The sequence below is a fragment of the Vibrio sp. 1159 genome, assembly GCF_033340395.1.
Taxonomy (GTDB): domain Bacteria; phylum Pseudomonadota; class Gammaproteobacteria; order Enterobacterales; family Vibrionaceae; genus Vibrio; species Vibrio alginolyticus.
This window is the reverse complement of the sequence record NZ_JAWOWL010000022.1, coordinates 38,145-56,898: the sequence shown is the minus strand read 5'-3', so window position 1 is coordinate 56,898 and position 18,754 is coordinate 38,145. Positions and strand designations below refer to the sequence as shown.

Here is an 18,754-nt window from a genome sequence, read left to right as displayed (position 1 = left end):
TTGGTTAGACCTGAATAAGGAGATTGAGCGCCATAGTGAGGTAACGCTGATCAAGTTGTGTACTTTGTAGCGTTTCGGATGCTTTGATAAAAGAAACGGAGCCTGAGTCATGTGCAAGAACTTGCAGCTGAGCTAACGTTTCATCGAACTGTTGGCGGTACTTTTCTGGACGCAACAACTCTGAGTGCAGCAGCTTGGGCTTAGTTAACGCGATGAGATATTGGTCTGAAGGCCTGAGATCATAGAGCTTCTCTAAATGTGTAGCGACCGCCTGACCATCAGGAAGCAATTGAAATCGCTCTGGGAAATCGGCCTTAACTTCACTATGAGTAACATGCGTAAAGGCTTCGATGCCTACGTTTAAAGTGCTGACTCGAGTCATGAGCCTGCCACATCGTTATGTAGACGAGCCAAAAGCGTAAACGCTTGCTCTAAGGTCGGAAGTGTTACTTCTTCTCCTTTTAGCCTTGCTGAAAAAACCAGAGTTTGTTCATCTAACAAGCCGGTTTTAATTTCGAAAGGCCAGCCTTGATCGGCATGACACAAACACAGTGCACTTTGAATAATGTCACTGGTTTGATGCCAAGATAACGCTCGAGACAACATCAAGAATAACTGCTCACCCTGTCGCTCAATATGCAGCGTACCACTTTGCTCAAAATCCAGCTGCACCCGTCCAGCTGATGAGAAATCGACGGCATCGAGCCCCATTCCTCGGCAAAATTCATCGACGGATGCATCAATCCAACTCATCTTCCCACGCTTCCTCTTCTTCTATATCAATGGCTTCGTCTAGCGCCTTTTGTACCGCTTGGATTAAATTCTGTCGTTGTTCTTCATCGGCGAATACGTCAATTGGGATTGCGCGAACTAACTTATGGAACTCTCGAAAAAAATCGATTTTTTGTTCTACCGCCGTCAATTCCATTGCGTTGGCGACTTTCCATATCTCATCACTGCTTACCCATCGCTGCTCTACCAACGCAATCACATCAGCCATCAAATTAGAAACTTGATAAGCCATAATTCGTCCTTTCCGGTTTAAACATTTGGAACAGCTGACTCACACGATCTTGCAACGTATTTAGAGTTTTGAGTTTTTGCATATCGGACATCAACCACTTCAACTTAACCGAATCGATACTGCTACCTTGAACACTAAGATCTGCACTCATGCCTTGCAGCATAAAGTCAACAGCGGTCGATACCTCCTGCTCACCAAAGCGCGCCACAACATCTTGATAAGCCGCGCCGAGCCCTTGATAACTATGAACGGTATCGCGGTAGAAGCCGCGCAGCTGATGCAAAGAGCTAAACTCTTGCTCTTGGCTATATTCATCAGCAAAATTTGAGACACGGATTTCCGTATCAATTTGAGACCATGTATCTGGGTTTTGCTCGATTCTTAGAAGTGCTTGGTCAATCAGCGCTAGTAGGTGTTTACTTTCTGGACTCGCACTCAAAAACTTTTTAACGGCTTTTAGCGCGAGGTATTGATGGCTTTTCTCCTCGGAAAACCCATTCAAGTAGGCTTGTAATTGCGCGATGGTCGAGATATTTCCTCCCGCCATTTTTGTAGCCAAATCTTTGATCTTTTGATTCTTTTCAAGATCAGGGACTTTTCTTAAATAGTCCGAAACGAGTTCATGTGCTTCATTAACTCGAACACCACTGTCTTTCACTTTGCGCTTAGTCAGATCTTTCTCTGCTTTTTCGGAACCGAGTGAAGTGAGTTCTTCCATCGCATCAAAAAGTGATTGTGTGGCATTGTGAACACGGACGGTTTCACCGCGATAATTGCCTTTTTGTGAAACGTCGGGGCGAGACGATTCCAACCCGTTTTGGATAGACGCATCAAACTTTGGATTTGTTGCGATATGATTGTTGATAATACTCATTCACTTGCACTCCTTCCGCACAATACAGGCGAATTATAGGAAGTGCGCTTTTTTGAAGCTGTCAAAATCAGACGTGTTTTTTTAGTGCGCTTTCAGTTTTCTAAAAACTCCCGACTGATATTCACTATAAATTGATTCTTATACTTTCTATTCTCTCAGCATCAATCATTGCGCATATTTTTACCTTGAACGATTTCTCATACATCACTGATATCCAACAATCTGCGATTAAACACACGCGTTTGATCCAAATTCGCGGGCGCGTTACACAAGTCACCGGCACCATTATCAAAGCTGTCGTCCCTGGCGTTCGTGTAGGTGAACTGTGTGAGTTGCGTAATCCCGATCAAACTCTGTCTTTGTTAGCGGAAGTGGTTGGCTTCCAGCAGCATCACGCTTTGCTCACCCCGTTAGGAAATATGTTTGGGATTTCCTCAAATACAGAAGTAAGCCCAATGGGCAAAATGCACGAAGTGGGTGTTGGCGACCACCTGTTAGGTACAACGCTTGACGGGCTTGGACGTCCTTTCGATGGTACGCAAAGTCAGGAACCAAGTGCTTGGTATCCTGTTTATCGCGATGCGCCACCACCAATGCAACGTAAACTAATTGAAAAGCCAATCTCTCTTGGCGTTCGATCCATTGATGGGCTACTGACCTGTGGTGAAGGTCAGCGCATGGGTATTTTTGCAGCGGCTGGCGGGGGTAAAAGTACCCTACTGGCAAAACTGATTCGCTCCGCAGAAGTTGACGTGACCGTTCTCGCCTTAATTGGTGAACGCGGACGCGAAGTGCGCGAGTTTATTGAGCATGACCTAGGCGAAGAAGGAATGGCCAAATCGGTTTTAGTGGTCGCTACCTCTGATCGCCCAGCAATGGAGCGTGCCAAAGCCGCTTTTGTTGCCACTTCTATCGCAGAATATTTTCGTGATCAAGGTAAACGCGTGCTACTGCTGATGGATTCTGTAACGCGTTTCGCCCGCGCACAGAGGGAGATTGGACTAGCCGCAGGCGAGCCACCAACACGACGTGGCTATCCGCCTTCCGTTTTTGCCGCTTTGCCAAAGCTGATGGAACGAGCTGGACAATCAGACAAAGGATCAATTACAGCACTGTACACCGTGTTGGTGGAAGGTGACGACATGACGGAGCCTGTCGCGGATGAAACTCGCTCAATTTTAGACGGGCACATCATTCTCTCGCGCAAACTTGCGGCAATGAACCATTATCCCGCCATTGATGTACTTCGCTCAGCAAGCCGAGTGATGAATCAAATCGTTGAATCCGATCATCAGGCGTCTGCTGCTCATATTCGCGAAATGTTAGCTAAGTATGAAGAAGTTGAACTGCTAATCAAAATTGGCGAATACCAACATGGCGCAGATAGCCGAGCGGATATGGCCATTGCACAAAGTGATGATATACGCGCCTTTTTACGCCAAGGCACTCATGAACCAAGCGATCTTGATGGCGCTATCGCTCAACTTAAAGGGATGGCGAAACAATGATAGAACGCTTATTAGAAATCAAAAAAATTCGCGCTGACCGTGCGGATAAAGCCGTCAAGCGTCAAGAATACCGAGTGTCAAACGCCGCAGCACAGGTTCAAAAGGCCGAACGTTCTGTCGCGGACTATCACGTTTGGCGCCAGGAAGAAGAAGAGCGACGTTTTGCTAAAGCAAAACAACAAACGCTCGTCCTTAAAGAGCTGGAAACATTAAGACAAGAAATCGCGTTGTTAAGAGAGAGAGAAGCCGAACTTAAACAACGTGTGGCCGAGTCAAAAAAAGCGCTTGAAATCGAACGCTCGGCACTTAAAGAAAAGCAAAAAGAGGCGCGACAAGCCCATAAAACCAAAGAAAAATTCGTTCAGTTGCAGCAACAAGAAGTCGCGGAAAAATCGCGAGAAAGGCAATACCAAGAAGAACTCGAACAGGAAGAGTTTCGCACTGTCGACATTATCTAAAGGTTCACTATGCGCATTACCCCAACAACTGAAACATCGAATACGCTGCACAAATCAACGCCGGAACAAGCGCCTCTCGAGAAGGAGGCCGAGCTTCAATCACAATTCGAGCATGCAATGACGAAGAAGCCTAGCAAGGGAAAGGAGTCTATCGTTGGGAATCCCCAAAAAAATCATACTGGCGAAGAAGACATACCGCTAAGGCATAAGACATCTCAAGGTCTAGATAAGAAACTTAACCTATCGAACCAAGAAGCCAACGCTGACAAAAACATCTCCACTTTAAAAGGTCAAAGTGACGTCGTCAGTAAGAGAGATATAGAGAAATCGCAAGACGACGCAGCAAATAGCGAAGAAATAATTAGCAAAAACAATAAATTGCTTAAACATGATGGAAAAAGCGATGGCGACACAGTTCTAAGCTCCCCTTCTACCGAGCGTGTTGATCCTCACTTTCAAGCTCATTTGAAAGATGATAAACCGACGCCGATGGATAAACATACCTCGCCGGAGTATCTCTCTACGCTTGAATCTGGCTTGCTCCCCCAAAATGCGACAGCGACAGAGCTCGCTCAAGATGGGATTAACATTGTTGGCTTAACGAAAAGGCAAACTGAAAAAACGCACAATAAGCGTGCAACTCCGCCGCTACAGAATACAGGCAAACGATCAGACCAAACTGGTGGCCTGCCTGAAACCAAGCCTCTTGAAAAAATCGTGACGAAAAGCGCACTAGTCGCCGTTAAAACGGATGAAGAAAAAGTGCCTTCTCAACCCCTTGCAAGTGCGGTAACACAAGGCGATGTCATCCTAAAAAGTGTTGCTTCGCAGGCTCAACCAAGCCCAACGCGAGACGTAAACCAATTACTCCAGCAATTGGTGGATAAAATCTATGTTGCTCTGCCAACCGCATCGGACAACAAAGAGGTTCGGCTGTTTCTAAGTGAAGGACAATTAAAAGGTGGCGAAATCCACATCAAGTTGGACGCTCAAGGGTATAGCGTGACGATTCGACAAGAGCATGCCCTTTCCATTATTAGCCAGCAAGCTAGACAAGATCTTGCTGAACGGCTAAACCGATTCGGTGGTGAGCAGCCACTTCGCTTAGCGATCAGCGAACAAACTCAACAGCTCGATCAACAACAACATGAACAACAACACTCACGCCAACAACGCAGCGTGTATGAAGAATGGCAAGCGGAGAATGACCTATGACACCGTTAATAATACCCAAAGTGGATGCAGAAAGTATCGCGCTCAGCAATCAACTTTGTGCAAAACAGTGCCACTTCCAAGGGACTGATGGTCAGAGCGTATCGATTACTGTTGCTCAAATCCCTTCATTTGAAGGGTTCCGTTTAACCACGTTGATTGGAGGGCAAACCCTACAAGTAGACTTTTCTCGTGCGCAGCTCCAACATTGGCTGAAATCGACCTTAAATGCTACTGCGTTTGAGTCCCTGCCTAACTCCCTCCAGTTAGCACTTTTGAGCTCACAGATAGAACCGCATAGTGAGGCAATCAAAGCGCTATTTGGTCAGTTACCCATTCTTAGTCAACTACAGCCGTTAGAGGCGAGCCAGGCCCAAGAGCATACTTTAATGTTAACCCTCAATAAGCCTAACGGCTCTCTTTGTTTGTGGGTTAGCGAAGGATCAGACGTGTTGTTGGATGCGCTACCAAACAGCGCTGCTCTACAAGCTCGACACCTCGCTTTACCTGTGTGGTTAAGTCTTGGAAGGACCCATTTGACGTTAAGCGAATTTAATTCGCTCGAGCTGGGAGATGTCATCTTTTTTGACGATGGTTACATCGCCAAGCAACAAGCCATTTTTCAAGTATCTAACCAGAATCTCTGGCGCTGCCAACTGGATGACCAAACTCTTCACATTATGGAAAAAGAAACCAATATGAATGACGTAAACACTTCAGAAATGTTAACCGACCACCAGCAACTGCCTGTGGAACTCACGTTTGATATCGGCCATCAAACCATCACGCTAGAGCAGCTTAACCAGCTTCAGCCAGGGTACGTATTCGAGCTAAACCAGCCTGTATCTAAGCCGGTAACATTGCGTGCCAACGGCAAAATCATTGGTGAGTGTGAACTGGTTAATGTTAACGAACATTTAGGTGTGCGCGTACTGGAGCTGTTCGGTGGCACGCAGGAGCCAGCATGATCCAGTTACCCGACGAGCTCAATCTCATTGTCAGCTTAGCACTGCTGGCACTGATCCCATTTATCGCCATGATGGCGACGTCGTTTGTGAAACTGGCCGTTGTATTCTCACTGCTGCGTAACGCTCTCGGTGTACAGCAAATTCCGCCGAATATGGCGCTTTACGGATTGGCCATCATTCTGTCAATTTTCATCATGGCTCCCGTCGGGTTTGAAACCTACGACTACGTAAAGCAGCATGATATCTCCCTTGAAGATTCTGCAAGTGTAGAAGGCCTCATTGAAAGCGGTTTACAGCCTTATCGAGAATTTTTGAAAAAGCATATTCGGGAAACCGAAGCCATATTCTTCACTGATGCTGCACGCACATTGTGGCCACAGAAGTACGTAGACCGTTTAGAGTCGGACAGTTTATTGCTCTTACTGCCCGCATTTACCGTCAGCGAGCTTACTCGCGCTTTTGAAATTGGCTTTCTGTTGTACTTACCGTTCATCGCTATTGACCTAATTGTGTCGAATATCCTACTCGCAATGGGGATGATGATGGTATCGCCAATGACGATTTCCCTCCCCTTCAAATTGTTGCTTTTTGTCTTGCTTGACGGCTGGACAAAGCTCACCCACGGCTTAGTGTTGAGTTACGGTTAATCACGGAGAAAGTATGCATTCTGCTGAAATCATTCATTTCACGACTCAAGCATTAACCCTAGTGTTGTACTTGTCATTACCGCCGATTTTAGTCGCAGCATTGGTTGGTACATTGGTGTCGCTTATTCAGGCGTTAACTCAGGTCCAAGAACAAACGTTAGGCTTTGTGGTCAAGCTTATCGCGGTCATTATTACACTGTTCGTCACAACGCAATGGCTAGGGGCAGAGCTCCACGCCTTCGCCTCGCTTGCTATGGATAAAATTCCTCAAATACGATGAGTTATCACGACTTACACCAGGTTTTATTTTTGTACAGTCTGACGTTACCTCGGTTAATGGCATGCTTCATCTTTTTGCCTATTTTGAGCAAGCAAATGCTAGGCGGCACCATGGTGAGAAATGGTGTGCTTTGCTCACTCGCGCTGTTTATATTTCCGATGATTAATCAGCAAAGCTTGCCCGCAGAAACCGACGGCATTTGGCTGATAGTGATTTTGGGTAAGGAGGTATTAATTGGGCTATTGATAGGGTTTGTTGCTGCTATCCCCTTTTGGGCGATAGAAGCGGCCGGTTTTCTGGTCGACAACCAACGTGGTGCTGCCATGGCAAGTATGTTTAACCCAACGCTAGGCTCACAATCCACACCAACAGCCGTGTTGCTGACCCAAACGTTGATTACCCTGTTCTTCTCTGGCGGGGGCTTTGTCACTTTTATCTATGCGTTATTCAAAAGCTATACATCTTGGCCGATCGTGGACTTTTTCCCAACCGTTAGCGACGCATGGGTTAGCTTCTTCTACGCGCAATTTGAACAGCTTATGTGGCTTGGTGTGTTGATGTCCGCTCCACTAGTGTTGGCAATGTTTCTTGCTGAGTTTGGTCTGGCGCTTATCAGTCGTTTTGCACCGCAATTGAATGTTTTTTTCCTTGCCATGCCAATAAAAAGTGCCATCGCGAGTGTTTTACTGATCGTGTATCTCGGAATAATGATGGATCACTTTGAAGTACAGTTTTACGGCATTACCCGATTCGCAGAACAACTCAATACCATTTGGCAATAACGCTTAGGATTCTTTATGAGTGCAGAAAAAACTGAGCAACCCACCGCAAAAAAGTTACGCGATGCTCGACAGAAAGGTCAGGTTGCCAAAAGCCAAGAAATCGTATCGTCTGCATTAATTTTGGCGCTCATAATTGTACTGTTTGCGTTCGCCGATTATTACATGTCGCACATCTCAGCGCTTATTCTCCTACCAAGTAAGCTTGCTTATCAGGGTTTCCAAGATGCGCTAGTCGATGTCGCTATCGCCATCGCAAAAGAAATTGCCTATCTACTCGCTCCGATTATTCTGGTTGCTGCACTCGTCGCCATCTTTTCCAATATGGGGCAGTTCGGGTTCCTATTTAGTGGTGAATCCGTTAAACCCGACATCAAAAAGATCAATCCCGTCGAAGGGGCCAAACGCATTTTTTCCCTCAAGAGTGTGATTGAGTTTATCAAGTCGATCCTTAAAGTCTCTCTTCTTTCCTGCATTATCTGGGTGACATTACGCGGTAACATCAACGCTTTAATGCAAATTCCAACTTGTGGGCTAGAATGTGTCCCGACCATTACTGGCGTCATGATTAAACAATTAATGATTATCTCTTCGGTAGGCTTCATCGTCATCGCTGCCGCAGATTTTGCGTACCAGAAGTTTGATCACACGAAAAAGCTCAAAATGAGCAAGGACGAAGTGAAGCGCGAATACAAAGAGATGGAAGGCAGTCCAGAAATAAAAAGCAAACGTCGCCAGTTGCACCAAGAGCTACAAGCCTCCAATCAACGCGAAAACGTTAAACGTTCTAATGTATTAGTTACAAACCCAACACATATCGCGGTTGGCCTTTATTACAAGAAAGGCGAAACGCCCCTGCCCGTCATCACTTTGATGGAAACCGATGCGGTAGCCAAACGTATGGTCGCAATCGCTAGAGAGGAAGGCGTGCCTGTGATGCAAAAAGTCCCTCTTGCTCGTGCACTATACGCCGACGGCAACGTCGACCAGTACATCCCAAGCGATCTTATTGAAGCAACTGCGGAAGTGCTTCGTTGGTTGGCCTCGTTAGAGTCCGAGGCGGACTAACAAACCACATCCCATTCAAGATCGGGGCTTACAACTGCCCAGCTTTCAACCTCGATACTTTCAACGCTATAATGCGGTATTCTTTAACTGTATGTTGTTTTTATGAAATCTAACTTAAGCATTCGCTCCTACACGAAACGTATGAGCCGACATACTCATAGTGATTATCATCAACTGGTGCTTCCTCTCCAGGGCAACATACATATTGATATGGATAGTTATGTCGGAAAGGTGGCGGTTGGCGACTGCATAGTCATCCCCAAAAGTTGTGCCCACGGTTTTAATGCCGAAGAGTCATCACGCTTTATTGTTGCGGATATGACCACTTTGCCCACTCATTTGATGGATAATAGTGTGGCTGTGTTTTCGATTAGCCCGCCTCTACTGAGCTTTATCCAGTTTGTCGAAAAGCAACTTGAGTATCAGGTTAATGATGAAATTGAAAACTCAATGGTTGCAACCTTCTATCTGTTGCTGGAGCAGCAAAAGCGGTCTCGCTCCGTGGATTCGCGTATTCGAGATGTACAGGTTTTGATCGCCGAGCAGCTTGATCAGCCACTCACCATTGCCTCGTTAGCGAATGCCGCTTGCTTGAGTCCGACGCAATTTAAAAAGCTTTTTAAAGAGCAATTAAAAGTAAGCGTCCATAAGTACATTACACTACAACGTATGGAAAAAGCCAAAGCACTACTGACTCATACAGACCTTCCAGTTCAGTTGATAGCTGAACGAGTTGGCTATAGTGACCTTTCCGCGTTTAGTCGACGGTTTTCAATGCATTTTGGTATGTCTCCTAGAGAGTTTTCCCGGTAGTCACTAAAATAGTCCTCTGGAACAAGTATTCCGTCTTTTCAGCACAAAAATCTCTATCGCTTTCTTTTATTCTTTCTACCCTAAAACAGCCATTCACTAGGTAGAAATTACAGTGTTAAAAAAACATTTCACCGACTATCAATTAGGAACTTTATCCATACTTTTTGCTTCAACCCTGTGGGGAACGACGGGCACCGCTGCCAGCTTGGCACCGGATGTCAGTGCTCTCGCCATTGGCGCATTTTCTATGGGTATTGGTGGATTTATGCAAGCATGTCTGTCTGCGAAGTCACTGAAGAGAGATTTTCGAAAAGTCGTACATAAGAAGAAAACGTTACTGGTTAGTATTATCGCCTTAGCCACCTACCCACTGGCTTTTTATTCATCAATGCGATTCGCCGGTGTGGCTATTGGTACGGTTGTTTCTATCTCCACTGCACCTTTCTTTTCTGCTTTGTTAGAGTGTCTCTTTAGCCGAAATCAGACCATAACCAAGCGCTGGATGATGAGTTTCGCAATCGGGGTCATTGGCATTACCTTGTTGTTGGCTTCTGAGTCATCCGCAAATAGCTTATTTGATCATGATATGAAGCATTGGGGTGTATTACTTGGCCTATTGGCAGGTTTGACGTACGCCATTTACTCATGGGGAGTAAAGGCTATGATTGACCACGGCATTGAATCGCAAACGGCCATGGGAAGTGTTTTTGGTATTGGTGGAGTTTTGCTTCTACCAACACTTTTTATCACGGGTGATAATCTATTTGCATCGTCAACTAATACGACGGTCATGCTCTACATGGCCTTGATTCCAATGGGGTTAGGTTACGTCGCTTTTGGGTTTGGGCTACGGTTTGTTACAGCCAGTGGAGCTAGTATACTCACGCTATTTGAACCTGTTATCGCAGCAGCACTAGCAGTTGCGATTGTTGGGGAAGAAATTTCTCTCATTGGTTGGGTTGGTATAACGTTGACACTTGTGTGTTTGTTTCTTCAGTCGAAAAATTAAATTCAATGGCGATGAGCCAGCCCCAAAAAGTAACGCTGACGGTAGATAAAGTAAGGAGCAGCACCTACTCCCTACTTTACCATTTGAAATTACACCCAGCCTTCTGCCAAGTACATCAATCGCAATTGACTTGGTGAGCCTAGTTTTTCTAGCGCATCTAATTGGACGTCACTCAGGTTTGGGCATTTATCAAGATAAACCCGTCCGTTTGCTGCATCTAGGGGGAGCTTGTAGGTGAGCTTTTCGTTGATTTTACTTGCTTCCCCTTTATCAATCGCTCGAACAGCTGGCATGAGCCAATCCCAATCTTCTCCTAACAGTTTTTTAAATGCCCCGTTAGCAATAGACTCGGTTTTACTTGGTGCATCCTCTGGGCTTAGCTTCAAGATAGAGTCTACGTCAGGGACCAAGTGCTCACTTGGCTCTGAACCCAACATCTTTTTCAGTGTTAATCGAGCGGCTTCCATCTCTTGTGCCTCTTTAGGCGCTTGAGGAGAAGTCATTGCAGTATCCTCCTTAGGGCCAAGGTACGCCATTAATGCGCGGACAGAAGCCGGATCTTGCATACTGAAGGTAAAGTCTCCTTTTGCATTGGAAACTTCAAGTCTAGGTAAAACACCAGACATTTCGCCTTGCATAAGTTGCTCTTTTACTTCCGTATTTAACCCGTATGCCCCAGCTTGGTTCGCCACAAAGCCACCGCCGGTCATGATAGCAGTCGTTGCCGCAGAACCGATTGCCTCTTTTGCTATCGGTGTGACGCCCACCGTTGCTACAGAGCTAACACCGAACGTGCCCAGGCTCCCCGTCGCCATACCTAACGTAGCTCCAATGCCACCTTCAGCCGACAGTATCGCATGACCTTGAGCCAAGGTTTGCTGCATCGGCATAGAAAGACGTTGATCTCGCCCTGGCAGCTGTGAAATTTGTTCTAACTGATGATGGTAAGCCTCAGCATCACCATTTACGGCCGCTTTGTGCAGCTCTCGACCTGTAGAAATCAATAAGCCAACGCCAGGTAATGCCAAGTTAATAACGGCGTTCACACCAGAACCTTTTAGCTTTTCTTTGCCCATCTGTAACAGTTCAGCAGCGAAGCCATCCATTTTTCCTGGATACTGGGCTTCTAAACTCACCTGCATACGCGGATCTTTGCTGATCGCATCAAACGTATTTTTAAGCTGCTGGTACGTATCGCTGCTCACTTTTATTTCATCCAATAGGCTGACAACTTCTAAGACTTTACGCTCAGTAAGTGGCTCACCGCGATAGCCTGAAGGACTCACTAGGGAGTAAGCCAACAGCGCAACCTCAGGTTTTTCTTGCTTAAGTAGCGCCTGCTTTAAATCAAGGTGAGTTTTGATGTTTTCTTGGAAAAACTTAGTGTATTTGCTTCTCAATACGCCTTCGTGAATAGAAGCAAACTTATGACCTTTGTGGAATGTGGAAGGTTCTTTTACTTCACCTCTTTTACTGATCACTCGGTCATCTTTTTGCGCAGCAACTGCACGAAACTGTTCTAGATCAGGTACTGGGCTTTGGCTGATTTTTTGTGTTGTATTAACCATTTTTCTCTCCTACACACGAAGTGATTGAACATGAGCTTGTTCATGATTAGAGGTGGTTGGAATCGCTTGTTCCAACATTGCGAAACGCGCTTGCCACAGCTCGGCCTGTTCAATAACTTCGTGAAACCAAGCGGTAAGGTTCGTCGTATTTAGATGCTCAACGGGTTTACGTCCTGCTAAGACAAGCTGTCGACCGTTTGGAGCCAAAGCAAGTGCGAGGCTGCCACTACCAATTCCTTGATAGTTAGCATGAGCAAGAAGCTCTAAACCTTTTAGTCGTTGTTCACCGGATTTTTCTAACCCTCCGAACGTTACAGACAACATCAAATCATCCGTATCTGTCGCGATGAAATACAACATGTAGCGATCATCGACCAGTAGCTGACAACGTTCATTTTCTTCAAAATTCAGTTCGGGCAACTCATTGAGTTGGCAAAACTCCAAGAGCAGTTGTTGAATCGTGTTCATAACTTTTTCCTTTTGTTTCAATAACTCTATTGAACAACGATTGCAGATTGAACGATGTCGGTAATGGCTTTATTTTTGTCACTTTTTCGCCTTCATTGTGAGGTTTTCCGCAGAAACCTCGCTCTAAAAACGAGTTGCCAGAGTAATAAAAAAGAGCAGCTCAGAGCTGCTCTTTCAATAAAGGTTAGATGCTTAGCATGGTGTATTTGCTCACTTCTTTTGCAGAGTGACTAACCCAGTTTATGGCTATCAAAAATGACTTCTGTTGGCGGGAACATATTCGAAACAGGTGGTCGTTGTGCATCTCCAAACATTGGTGCACCGAATGCAGATGTCGCCCACGGGTCAACAATTTTCACATCCTTACTCCACGTTGATGGATCTTTTATGTCGCTCCCCTCTTGTCGACCAACCAGTACATAAAGGTGTGTACCTGAATGACCCTTTTTAAACGCAACCACTTCTACTTTGGGTTCACTTTCAGGTGTTCCTGACATGCCTTGAATCATCTCAGCGGCGGCAGCAAAGGCAAATGTAGTACAGCAGCCGGCTTTCGCGGTTTGTACTGCCTTAGCAATGTTCTGTAGAGTGCTTAATTGCGGTGCGGTTCCTCTTTGTGCTGCAGCTTGAACTCCGTTTGCGGACATCGTCGCTCTGTGATCTTGCATGATTCGCACTTGATCCGCGTGAAGCTCTTTTAGTCGTGGCTTTCCTTTTGTTTCATAAAACTGTGACCCCTTAACACCGAACGTATTTAAGTCCGTACAGGCAAAATCACCAAGCTTTTGAAGGTTGGCTTTATGTTCGTTGATAAGCGCGACACTCGATGAGGCTTTATTGGTTTTGGAAGAAGAGGCTGCAGTTTGTGCCGTTGGCCAATTTGAGCTAGGGCCAGACGACAATCTCTCAAGATTTTTCAGGCTCCCAAGCGTTAACTTGTTCTCACCGTTCAACACATTTTTCAGCATGAGCTTCGCAACATCTTTAGGAATACCCTGCTTAGTAAGCAGGTTCACTACAATATCTTTCGCTTTATTCTGGTGGCTAATACGCGCGCTGATACTTTTATTTTTTGGTGCACCCTCTTTAACAAAAATATCTTTGCCGTTGTGTGCTCGAACCTCTTTGTCGTCAGCCTGATTTTGTGTCGCCAAATGTGACGTTAACTGACTCAACGAGTGCATGTGCGATGTATTAATATTGACCATGTGTGATGCCTTAAACTTGAATAAATGCGTGTACGTCTGTTTGGCTAAAATCTACAACCGTGTTGTTTTGAAATAACTGTCCCCAAGTATCAACTAATTCGTTCAACTGAATGATTAAGTTAGCAATGTTGGTGAGTTCACTTCCAGCCGCGATAGCAACTTGAAGAACAACGTCTTTGCGTGTTGGATTCACACAAAACTGCACACCACCTGTTTCTCGATACAAGAAGTTGTATTCAAGTAAAACTTGAAGTTTATCTAGCGTAATATCATCTTGTTCTATAAGCAGGTTTTTGGAAATCAATAACTCGCCTTTTTCCTCTACGAGCAGAACATCGACACTGTTGTTTTCAGCAAAATGCAGTGACCACATTTGATCGTCATACGCTGTCACGCGCTCAAGGTTCAGCACTTCTCCTAGCTCAGAGAGAAGCATATTAATCTTTCCTGTATCCATGTTGTGTCCTGTCTAATTTATTATAACTAAGTGACATCGATATATTTATTTCAGCGAAGCCACTTGGGTATAACGGCTCATTTAAATAAGCGAATAAGGATAAAAGAGATTTTATGGCGAGATAGAAACCGACACTTTATTTCAACGTCTCATTTTTATTGCTATTAGCCGTTTTATTGAGAAGAAAAATTAAGGTTAAGCTGGAAAATAAAAGAGCGGCAATCGCCGCTCCAAAAATTAAATAGAAGTAGAAAATCACTTAATACCGTGAAGGCTATTTTCTGCATCCATAGCTAAAGGATTGAACGAGTCGTTACGAAGTTCTGCTATCGCGTATAGCATGCGCCCCATGCGACCATTTCCATCGGTAAAGCCATGGTACCCGATAACTCCGGCGAACAAATGTTTACCTAAGTCTTTATCTTCTACAGGGTTCTCTTTCAAAAAGCCTTCAATGTGCTGCTTTAACATGCCCTCACCGCCAATACTTGACGGCAAAGTGCCACCCGAAATATTTGGCCCTCGGTAATCACGCTCAACATTAGGCACCAATCGAGCGTGTAGCTCTTTTAGGTTTTCCATATTCAATAAATCTTTACCATTAGACGCGTATTCTTTCAGTAAAGACGTAATATTTTCGGCATCGTTTCCTTTAGAGTTAGAAGCATTAATGATCCACGCCGCAGCTCTTTCAACATTATTGGTTACGCCACTTTTGTTAAACGCACCCTCCGCCAGTCCTTCAGCGTATACACCTTGGCTTAGATCGGTGCTTGCTAGACCTTCGATATGACGTTGCGCCGATTTAAGATGCATCACCTCCATATCAAACACCGCTTGCATTTGATTAATGCTACCTGCCGGGTTTTTCTGCGCTGCAGATACACCACCGCCGTAGTCTTTTACTACACGTCCAGCAAGCGACTTCGCTGCACTTTCGCCAATCAGTGATGTGAGGTTTTTACCAGAATCGGTTTCTAACATTGCCTCTGTCATCGCTCGCTCTGCTAACTGGTTTAGCTCAGCAGAGTTCGACTGAACTGATTTACTGTCTAACTTCGCAAAGGCATTTAAGACATCTGATGCGGTTTTTATGCTTCCATCTTTGAAGAACATTTGTCCATGCTCAACAGAAGAAGCAGCTTGTAAACGCTGAGCTTGTCCTTGCTCATTATCAAATACGGCTTTTGTAAGGGCTTTCGCTACCGATTGTGGGCTACCTTCGCGAAACAGTTTTCCTGTCGCTTCAAAAAATCGCGCTACTGCACCATTCGTAGGATTGGCGCGAGTAAATTCTTGGGTCGCTGCGTTGATTTGGTATTCTTTGCCACCAATACTCAGCTTACCTTGGTTAAGTATCTCGTTACGAGCTTGCGGCATGGCAGCCTGCAACGCGCTAACACTTCCAAAACTGATCATGTTTTAAACCCTTAATGTGGAAAAATGAGTGGTATTCGTTTCCGGTACTTCGGTTGTTTTATTGGTTACTTCTTGTGTATTCGCACTTTTTAACCACTCGATGAAATTCGCAAATGACTCATCGAAAAAAGATGCAGTTAGCAGTTGCTGAGGCAGGTGTATGAAACCGATATATCCGGTCTCTTCCTCCCAGCATACCGCTGGAGAGCCTTGCGTTAAGGCATCTTTCATATGTTGATGCAAAATATCAGCACTCGGTTTATCACCTGAAATTAGCCCGATAAGCGTCACACGATCTTCTTGTGCACGAATTGTGATTGCTGTGTTTTGCTCAACGAGTAGATGGCAACAATCATCCTCATCAAAAACCAACGGCTCCAATTGGCAGCGGCTGGCAAAATCTGTCAGTAAAGAAGTTATAAATCCATTAGCCATTCGACTAAATAATCCTATTTTTGTTGTTTTAGATGCGCTGCTTAGTTGCAAGACTTATCAACTAAGCAGCTTTCTTAGGTGTATTCTTAAGGATTTATGGCAGTGAATATTTTAGAAATGGTCGGATTTTTTTTGTTTAAAGGCATTAAAATGAAAAAACTCAGCAAGTGCTGAGTTTTTGAGGTTCATTCATGAATCGTAATTTTACGCTCGCTGAGCTGCTTCACCATGGCTTGCTTTAATGCATGCAGCTGTCCATCAATACTAGCGTCGATGATCCCAACTTCTGTTTCCAAAATGCAGCCTCCATTTTTCAAGCGCGCATCTGCTACCACGTCAACGTAACCGACTTCAGGGAAATCACTTAATACACCAGCCACCTTTTCTCTCACCTCAACAACCTGCTCTGGGTGGACATGTAAAATGACCTGCTTTTGGTTACTCACCAGTTGCAACGCTTCTCGAACTACACTCACCGTGGTATCGACATCATCGAAGGTATCGATGATCTTACGTACTGCTTCTAACACCACACCTGTCATTTTTTCTTCGACTTGCTGATAGTAGTCATTACAACGTGCTAAGGTTTCAACCATCGTTTGCGCATTTTCAATCTTGGCTTGTGCAAGGCCATCTTGATAACCACGTTGTTTTTCGGTTTCGTAGGCTTGTTGGGCATTAGCAATGATGCTTTCAGCTTTGGAGTTCGCGGCTTCAACTAAGTGTTGCGAATCCAGATAACTGGCATAATCTTTCGCTTTCAGCACCTTTAAGCCAGGTGCCAGCTGCAAATTGTCTGTTTTTATTTCAACAAATGAAACCATTGAGGAATAACCTGTTTTGCGATTTTTTTTGTGAGTCGATACGCCAGATCTCGTTGATCCGCTTCCAACCAGTTAGCTGTTTCTGCGTTTTCGCTAAGTTGCTTTTCCAATTTGAATTGCCAACGAAGAACAACATCTTCCGGTGAGTTAATCAAAATAAACCTCATCCAAAAATATCCCAGCGCCCTCATGCTTGCTTCAACAGACCTTTCATCCAGTAGTTCTGGTAACGAACGCTGCCAGCCTTGCGGCCAGCAGGATAACAGCATCGGCCCGTTTTGAATTAAGAACCGAGCGCCTTCCAAACCAAAAACGTTGTTCAGAACCTGTTTAGGATGTTTTAAGACAACGCTTCGCATCGCAACACAATGCAAAGCTCCACCCACCATCAATACGAGTTGATTCAACGCGTCTGTCGGGAGCAATGCCAAACTATGACAAGGTCTGTTAAAAGCCGTCTCAGGAACGGGAGATAACGCCCACTCATTGATACACCATTGGTTGAACATGGGGTTATCTCTCCAGCCTTCGATATTTAGTAACCAAGGCTGCTTTTGCTCTATCCAACTTCTATGGATGTACTGGCAAGGCGCATAGTTAAACTGGTGTTGTACCTGCGCGAGTGGTGTTTCTGGTTTAACCACGCTTCGTGTTCCTACGACACCATGTAAAAGTAGCGATATTCGAGCCGATGAGTGCCGCTACCAAGAACACCAAAATGGCGATAAGATTATTCGCCGTCTCTTTGGTGACCTGAACCGACAAAATGCTTTTAAATTGATTGTTTTGAGTAGCAACTCGAACCTCTGATGAGGGTACCATCACTACGCTGATTCGATCGTAGTTCAGCCCCTCAATGCTATTGTTCACTAATAATTTGATCTGCGGAACATATGAATCAAGCGCAATATCTGCTGCGTGTTTAATAAATACGGAGGCAGAAGCTGGAGTTGGGCGCTCTCCTGGACGCAGATCTTGATCTTCCAAAACAACATGAACACGTGCCACCAGCACGCCATCAATCTGAGATAAGGTTGACGAGAGCTCTTGAGATTTCGCGTATACCAAACGTGCTCGTTCTGCTAATGGTGACGAGATCAAATCGTCTTTGGGAAACACCTCTTTCAGTGTGGAAAACTGCTCTCTTGGATAACCTTTTCGCTTTAGCGCATCTACCGCGAAGGCGATTTGAGAACTGTCTACCATTAACTTGACGGTGTTGTCTTTGTCAGGTTCTTTTGTTGCAACGACACCTTCGGATAGTAAGATCGACAACATCTCATTACCCTCTTTCTGAGTAACGTTGGTGTATAGCTCGGTCTGACAACCTACCAGAAACAACGTGAGCATGATGAAAACTGCTCTCATTTTATTCATCATCACTATTGTGCCTTCAATAACGTTTCTACGTTTTGTGTGGTTTTACCCACGGTTTTCGCGATCAGCTCTTCTTGAAAAGTAATGCGTGTCAATGCCCACTGCATTTGCAGCAATTGCGCCGGATCATCACCCACCATCTTCATGTTGTCTTGCAGGTTACTTTTCGCGTTATCGATAGTGTTTTTCAACTCGCTGATGTTTTCTAGCAAACCGCCCTCCAGGCCATTATTTGCCTCGGGAACCGACATAGCTTGCTCAAAACGTTCGCTTAAACCGTCTTCGACTTGCGCATCCTGTAACTTATCAATGTTGGTTTGCATCACCTCGGTGTACTGCGTGTTTATCATATGTACTC

Annotated in this window: 24 protein-coding genes; 10 read left to right on the top strand and 14 right to left on the bottom strand. The window is 45.0% G+C overall.

The annotated features are described in order from the left end of the window. Window positions 1-4: 4 nt before the first annotated feature. The 4 genes from vscX to sctW are packed head-to-tail and all read right to left on the bottom strand — an operon-like array spanning window position 5 to window position 1,898. Window positions 5-382, bottom strand: coding sequence for a type III secretion system protein VscX (vscX, locus tag R7127_RS16895; protein ID WP_167415228.1), 378 nt, complete (start codon window positions 380-382; stop codon window positions 5-7). Further along, on the bottom strand, window positions 379-753 hold the full coding sequence (gene sycN, locus R7127_RS16890) for a type III secretion chaperone SycN (RefSeq protein WP_005377240.1): 375 nt from the start codon (window positions 751-753) through the stop codon (window positions 379-381). The genes vscX and sycN overlap by 4 nt, the downstream gene beginning before the upstream one ends. Continuing rightward, the gene (locus R7127_RS16885) at window positions 740-1,024 is read right to left on the bottom strand and encodes a TyeA family type III secretion system gatekeeper subunit (protein WP_005377239.1); all 285 of its coding nucleotides are present in this window, start codon (window positions 1,022-1,024) and stop codon (window positions 740-742) included. The genes sycN and R7127_RS16885 overlap by 14 nt, the downstream gene beginning before the upstream one ends. After that, on the bottom strand, window positions 1,005-1,898 hold the full coding sequence (gene sctW, locus R7127_RS16880) for a type III secretion system gatekeeper subunit SctW (protein ID WP_064376729.1): 894 nt from the start codon (window positions 1,896-1,898) through the stop codon (window positions 1,005-1,007). Before sctW ends, R7127_RS16885 begins: the two co-directional genes overlap by 20 nt. Before the next feature lie 185 nt (window positions 1,899-2,083). On the opposite strand from sctW, the gene vscN reads away from it, so the two are divergent. From vscN to R7127_RS16830, 10 genes are all read left to right on the top strand, one after another. Beyond that, the gene (vscN, locus tag R7127_RS16875; protein WP_054575030.1) at window positions 2,084-3,406 is read left to right on the top strand and encodes a SctN family type III secretion system ATPase VscN; all 1,323 of its coding nucleotides are present in this window, start codon (window positions 2,084-2,086) and stop codon (window positions 3,404-3,406) included. Continuing rightward, window positions 3,403-3,864 carry a type III secretion protein gene (locus R7127_RS16870; RefSeq protein WP_005377236.1) on the top strand — a complete coding sequence of 154 codons (462 nt, stop codon included), beginning with the start codon at window positions 3,403-3,405 and terminating at the stop codon, window positions 3,862-3,864. Before vscN ends, R7127_RS16870 begins: the two co-directional genes overlap by 4 nt. A 9-nt stretch (window positions 3,865-3,873) precedes the next feature. Further along, window positions 3,874-5,079: a type III secretion system needle length determinant gene (locus tag R7127_RS16865; protein ID WP_033906162.1), complete on the top strand. Its 1,206-nt coding sequence runs from the start codon at window positions 3,874-3,876 to the stop codon at window positions 5,077-5,079. Beyond that, a complete protein-coding gene (vscQ, locus tag R7127_RS16860) occupies window positions 5,076-6,044 on the top strand; it encodes a SctQ family type III secretion system cytoplasmic ring protein VscQ (protein WP_017634547.1) in 969 nt (322 codons plus the stop codon). Before R7127_RS16865 ends, vscQ begins: the two co-directional genes overlap by 4 nt. Beyond that, window positions 6,041-6,691: a SctR family type III secretion system export apparatus subunit VscR gene (gene vscR, locus R7127_RS16855; protein ID WP_005377232.1), complete on the top strand. Its 651-nt coding sequence runs from the start codon at window positions 6,041-6,043 to the stop codon at window positions 6,689-6,691. Before vscQ ends, vscR begins: the two co-directional genes overlap by 4 nt. A 13-nt stretch (window positions 6,692-6,704) precedes the next feature. After that, window positions 6,705-6,971, top strand: a complete 267-nt coding sequence (gene vscS, locus R7127_RS16850; RefSeq protein WP_005377227.1) for a SctS family type III secretion system export apparatus subunit VscS — start codon at window positions 6,705-6,707, stop codon at window positions 6,969-6,971. After that, a complete protein-coding gene (gene sctT / locus R7127_RS16845) occupies window positions 6,968-7,753 on the top strand; it encodes a type III secretion system export apparatus subunit SctT (RefSeq protein ID WP_017634548.1) in 786 nt (261 codons plus the stop codon). The genes vscS and sctT overlap by 4 nt, the downstream gene beginning before the upstream one ends. A 15-nt stretch (window positions 7,754-7,768) precedes the next feature. Next, window positions 7,769-8,818 (top strand): SctU family type III secretion system export apparatus subunit VscU, encoded by a 1,050-nt coding sequence (gene vscU / locus R7127_RS16840; protein ID WP_053350339.1) that lies wholly within the window; start codon window positions 7,769-7,771, stop codon window positions 8,816-8,818. A gap of 102 nt (window positions 8,819-8,920) precedes the next feature. Next, a complete protein-coding gene (locus tag R7127_RS16835) occupies window positions 8,921-9,631 on the top strand; it encodes a helix-turn-helix domain-containing protein (RefSeq protein WP_064376727.1) in 711 nt (236 codons plus the stop codon). Window positions 9,632-9,737: 106 nt separating this feature from the next. Further along, window positions 9,738-10,640, top strand: coding sequence for a DMT family transporter (locus R7127_RS16830; RefSeq protein ID WP_373924692.1), 903 nt, complete (start codon window positions 9,738-9,740; stop codon window positions 10,638-10,640). An 89-nt stretch (window positions 10,641-10,729) separates the two neighbouring features. On the opposite strand, the gene R7127_RS16825 is transcribed toward R7127_RS16830, so the two are convergent. The 10 genes from R7127_RS16825 to vscI all read right to left on the bottom strand — a co-directional run bounded on the left by R7127_RS16825 (window position 10,730) and on the right by vscI (window position 18,746). Next, window positions 10,730-12,208, bottom strand: coding sequence for a CesT family type III secretion system chaperone (locus R7127_RS16825; protein ID WP_172563232.1), 1,479 nt, complete (start codon window positions 12,206-12,208; stop codon window positions 10,730-10,732). A gap of 9 nt (window positions 12,209-12,217) precedes the next feature. Next, window positions 12,218-12,676, bottom strand: a complete 459-nt coding sequence (locus R7127_RS16820; protein WP_172563231.1) for a CesT family type III secretion system chaperone — start codon at window positions 12,674-12,676, stop codon at window positions 12,218-12,220. Window positions 12,677-12,906: 230 nt separating this feature from the next. After that, a complete protein-coding gene (gene vopR / locus R7127_RS16815) occupies window positions 12,907-13,884 on the bottom strand; it encodes a type III secretion system effector VopR (protein ID WP_172563230.1) in 978 nt (325 codons plus the stop codon). 10 nt (window positions 13,885-13,894) lie between these two features. Beyond that, window positions 13,895-14,341: a type III secretion system chaperone gene (locus tag R7127_RS16810; RefSeq protein ID WP_033906168.1), complete on the bottom strand. Its 447-nt coding sequence runs from the start codon at window positions 14,339-14,341 to the stop codon at window positions 13,895-13,897. Window positions 14,342-14,596: 255 nt separating this feature from the next. Continuing rightward, window positions 14,597-15,760, bottom strand: a complete 1,164-nt coding sequence (locus tag R7127_RS16805) for a VopS family T3SS effector adenosine monophosphate-protein transferase (protein ID WP_005377207.1) — start codon at window positions 15,758-15,760, stop codon at window positions 14,597-14,599. A 3-nt stretch (window positions 15,761-15,763) separates the two neighbouring features. Then, a complete protein-coding gene (locus R7127_RS16800) occupies window positions 15,764-16,246 on the bottom strand; it encodes a type III secretion system chaperone (RefSeq protein ID WP_250156830.1) in 483 nt (160 codons plus the stop codon). Between the two features lie 134 nt (window positions 16,247-16,380). Further along, window positions 16,381-17,019: an HrpE/YscL family type III secretion apparatus protein gene (locus R7127_RS16795; protein ID WP_005387146.1), complete on the bottom strand. Its 639-nt coding sequence runs from the start codon at window positions 17,017-17,019 to the stop codon at window positions 16,381-16,383. Further along, window positions 16,998-17,663: a SctK family type III secretion system sorting platform protein VscK gene (vscK, locus tag R7127_RS16790; protein ID WP_005377204.1), complete on the bottom strand. Its 666-nt coding sequence runs from the start codon at window positions 17,661-17,663 to the stop codon at window positions 16,998-17,000. The genes R7127_RS16795 and vscK overlap by 22 nt, the downstream gene beginning before the upstream one ends. Continuing rightward, on the bottom strand, window positions 17,656-18,402 hold the full coding sequence (gene sctJ / locus R7127_RS16785) for a type III secretion system inner membrane ring lipoprotein SctJ (protein ID WP_086012989.1): 747 nt from the start codon (window positions 18,400-18,402) through the stop codon (window positions 17,656-17,658). Before sctJ ends, vscK begins: the two co-directional genes overlap by 8 nt. Beyond that, the gene (gene vscI, locus R7127_RS16780; protein ID WP_005377202.1) at window positions 18,402-18,746 is read right to left on the bottom strand and encodes a SctI family type III secretion system inner rod subunit VscI; all 345 of its coding nucleotides are present in this window, start codon (window positions 18,744-18,746) and stop codon (window positions 18,402-18,404) included. The genes sctJ and vscI overlap by 1 nt, the downstream gene beginning before the upstream one ends. Window positions 18,747-18,754: the final 8 nt, after the last annotated feature.

What these genes read in the sequence shown, in the direction of transcription:
- vscS (WP_005377227.1), top strand. Translation starts at nt 6,705, where the DNA reads ATGCATTCTGCTGAAATCATTCATTTCACGACTCAAGCATTAACCCTA.
- R7127_RS16805 (WP_005377207.1), bottom strand. Translation starts at nt 15,760, where the DNA reads ATGATCAGTTTTGGAAGTGTTAGCGCGTTGCAGGCTGCCATGCCGCAA.
- sctT (WP_017634548.1), top strand. Translation starts at nt 6,968, where the DNA reads ATGAGTTATCACGACTTACACCAGGTTTTATTTTTGTACAGTCTGACG.
- sctW (WP_064376729.1), bottom strand. Translation starts at nt 1,898, where the DNA reads ATGAGTATTATCAACAATCATATCGCAACAAATCCAAAGTTTGATGCG.
- vscI (WP_005377202.1), bottom strand. Translation starts at nt 18,746, where the DNA reads ATGATAAACACGCAGTACACCGAGGTGATGCAAACCAACATTGATAAG.
- sycN (WP_005377240.1), bottom strand. Translation starts at nt 753, where the DNA reads ATGAGTTGGATTGATGCATCCGTCGATGAATTTTGCCGAGGAATGGGG.
- vopR (WP_172563230.1), bottom strand. Translation starts at nt 13,884, where the DNA reads ATGGTCAATATTAATACATCGCACATGCACTCGTTGAGTCAGTTAACG.
- R7127_RS16825 (WP_172563232.1), bottom strand. Translation starts at nt 12,208, where the DNA reads ATGGTTAATACAACACAAAAAATCAGCCAAAGCCCAGTACCTGATCTA.
- vscX (WP_167415228.1), bottom strand. Translation starts at nt 382, where the DNA reads ATGACTCGAGTCAGCACTTTAAACGTAGGCATCGAAGCCTTTACGCAT.
- R7127_RS16835 (WP_064376727.1), top strand. Translation starts at nt 8,921, where the DNA reads ATGAAATCTAACTTAAGCATTCGCTCCTACACGAAACGTATGAGCCGA.
- vscR (WP_005377232.1), top strand. Translation starts at nt 6,041, where the DNA reads ATGATCCAGTTACCCGACGAGCTCAATCTCATTGTCAGCTTAGCACTG.
- R7127_RS16885 (WP_005377239.1), bottom strand. Translation starts at nt 1,024, where the DNA reads ATGGCTTATCAAGTTTCTAATTTGATGGCTGATGTGATTGCGTTGGTA.
- R7127_RS16865 (WP_033906162.1), top strand. Translation starts at nt 3,874, where the DNA reads ATGCGCATTACCCCAACAACTGAAACATCGAATACGCTGCACAAATCA.
- vscU (WP_053350339.1), top strand. Translation starts at nt 7,769, where the DNA reads ATGAGTGCAGAAAAAACTGAGCAACCCACCGCAAAAAAGTTACGCGAT.
- vscQ (WP_017634547.1), top strand. Translation starts at nt 5,076, where the DNA reads ATGACACCGTTAATAATACCCAAAGTGGATGCAGAAAGTATCGCGCTC.
- R7127_RS16870 (WP_005377236.1), top strand. Translation starts at nt 3,403, where the DNA reads ATGATAGAACGCTTATTAGAAATCAAAAAAATTCGCGCTGACCGTGCG.
- R7127_RS16810 (WP_033906168.1), bottom strand. Translation starts at nt 14,341, where the DNA reads ATGGATACAGGAAAGATTAATATGCTTCTCTCTGAGCTAGGAGAAGTG.
- R7127_RS16820 (WP_172563231.1), bottom strand. Translation starts at nt 12,676, where the DNA reads ATGAACACGATTCAACAACTGCTCTTGGAGTTTTGCCAACTCAATGAG.
- R7127_RS16795 (WP_005387146.1), bottom strand. Translation starts at nt 17,019, where the DNA reads ATGGTTTCATTTGTTGAAATAAAAACAGACAATTTGCAGCTGGCACCT.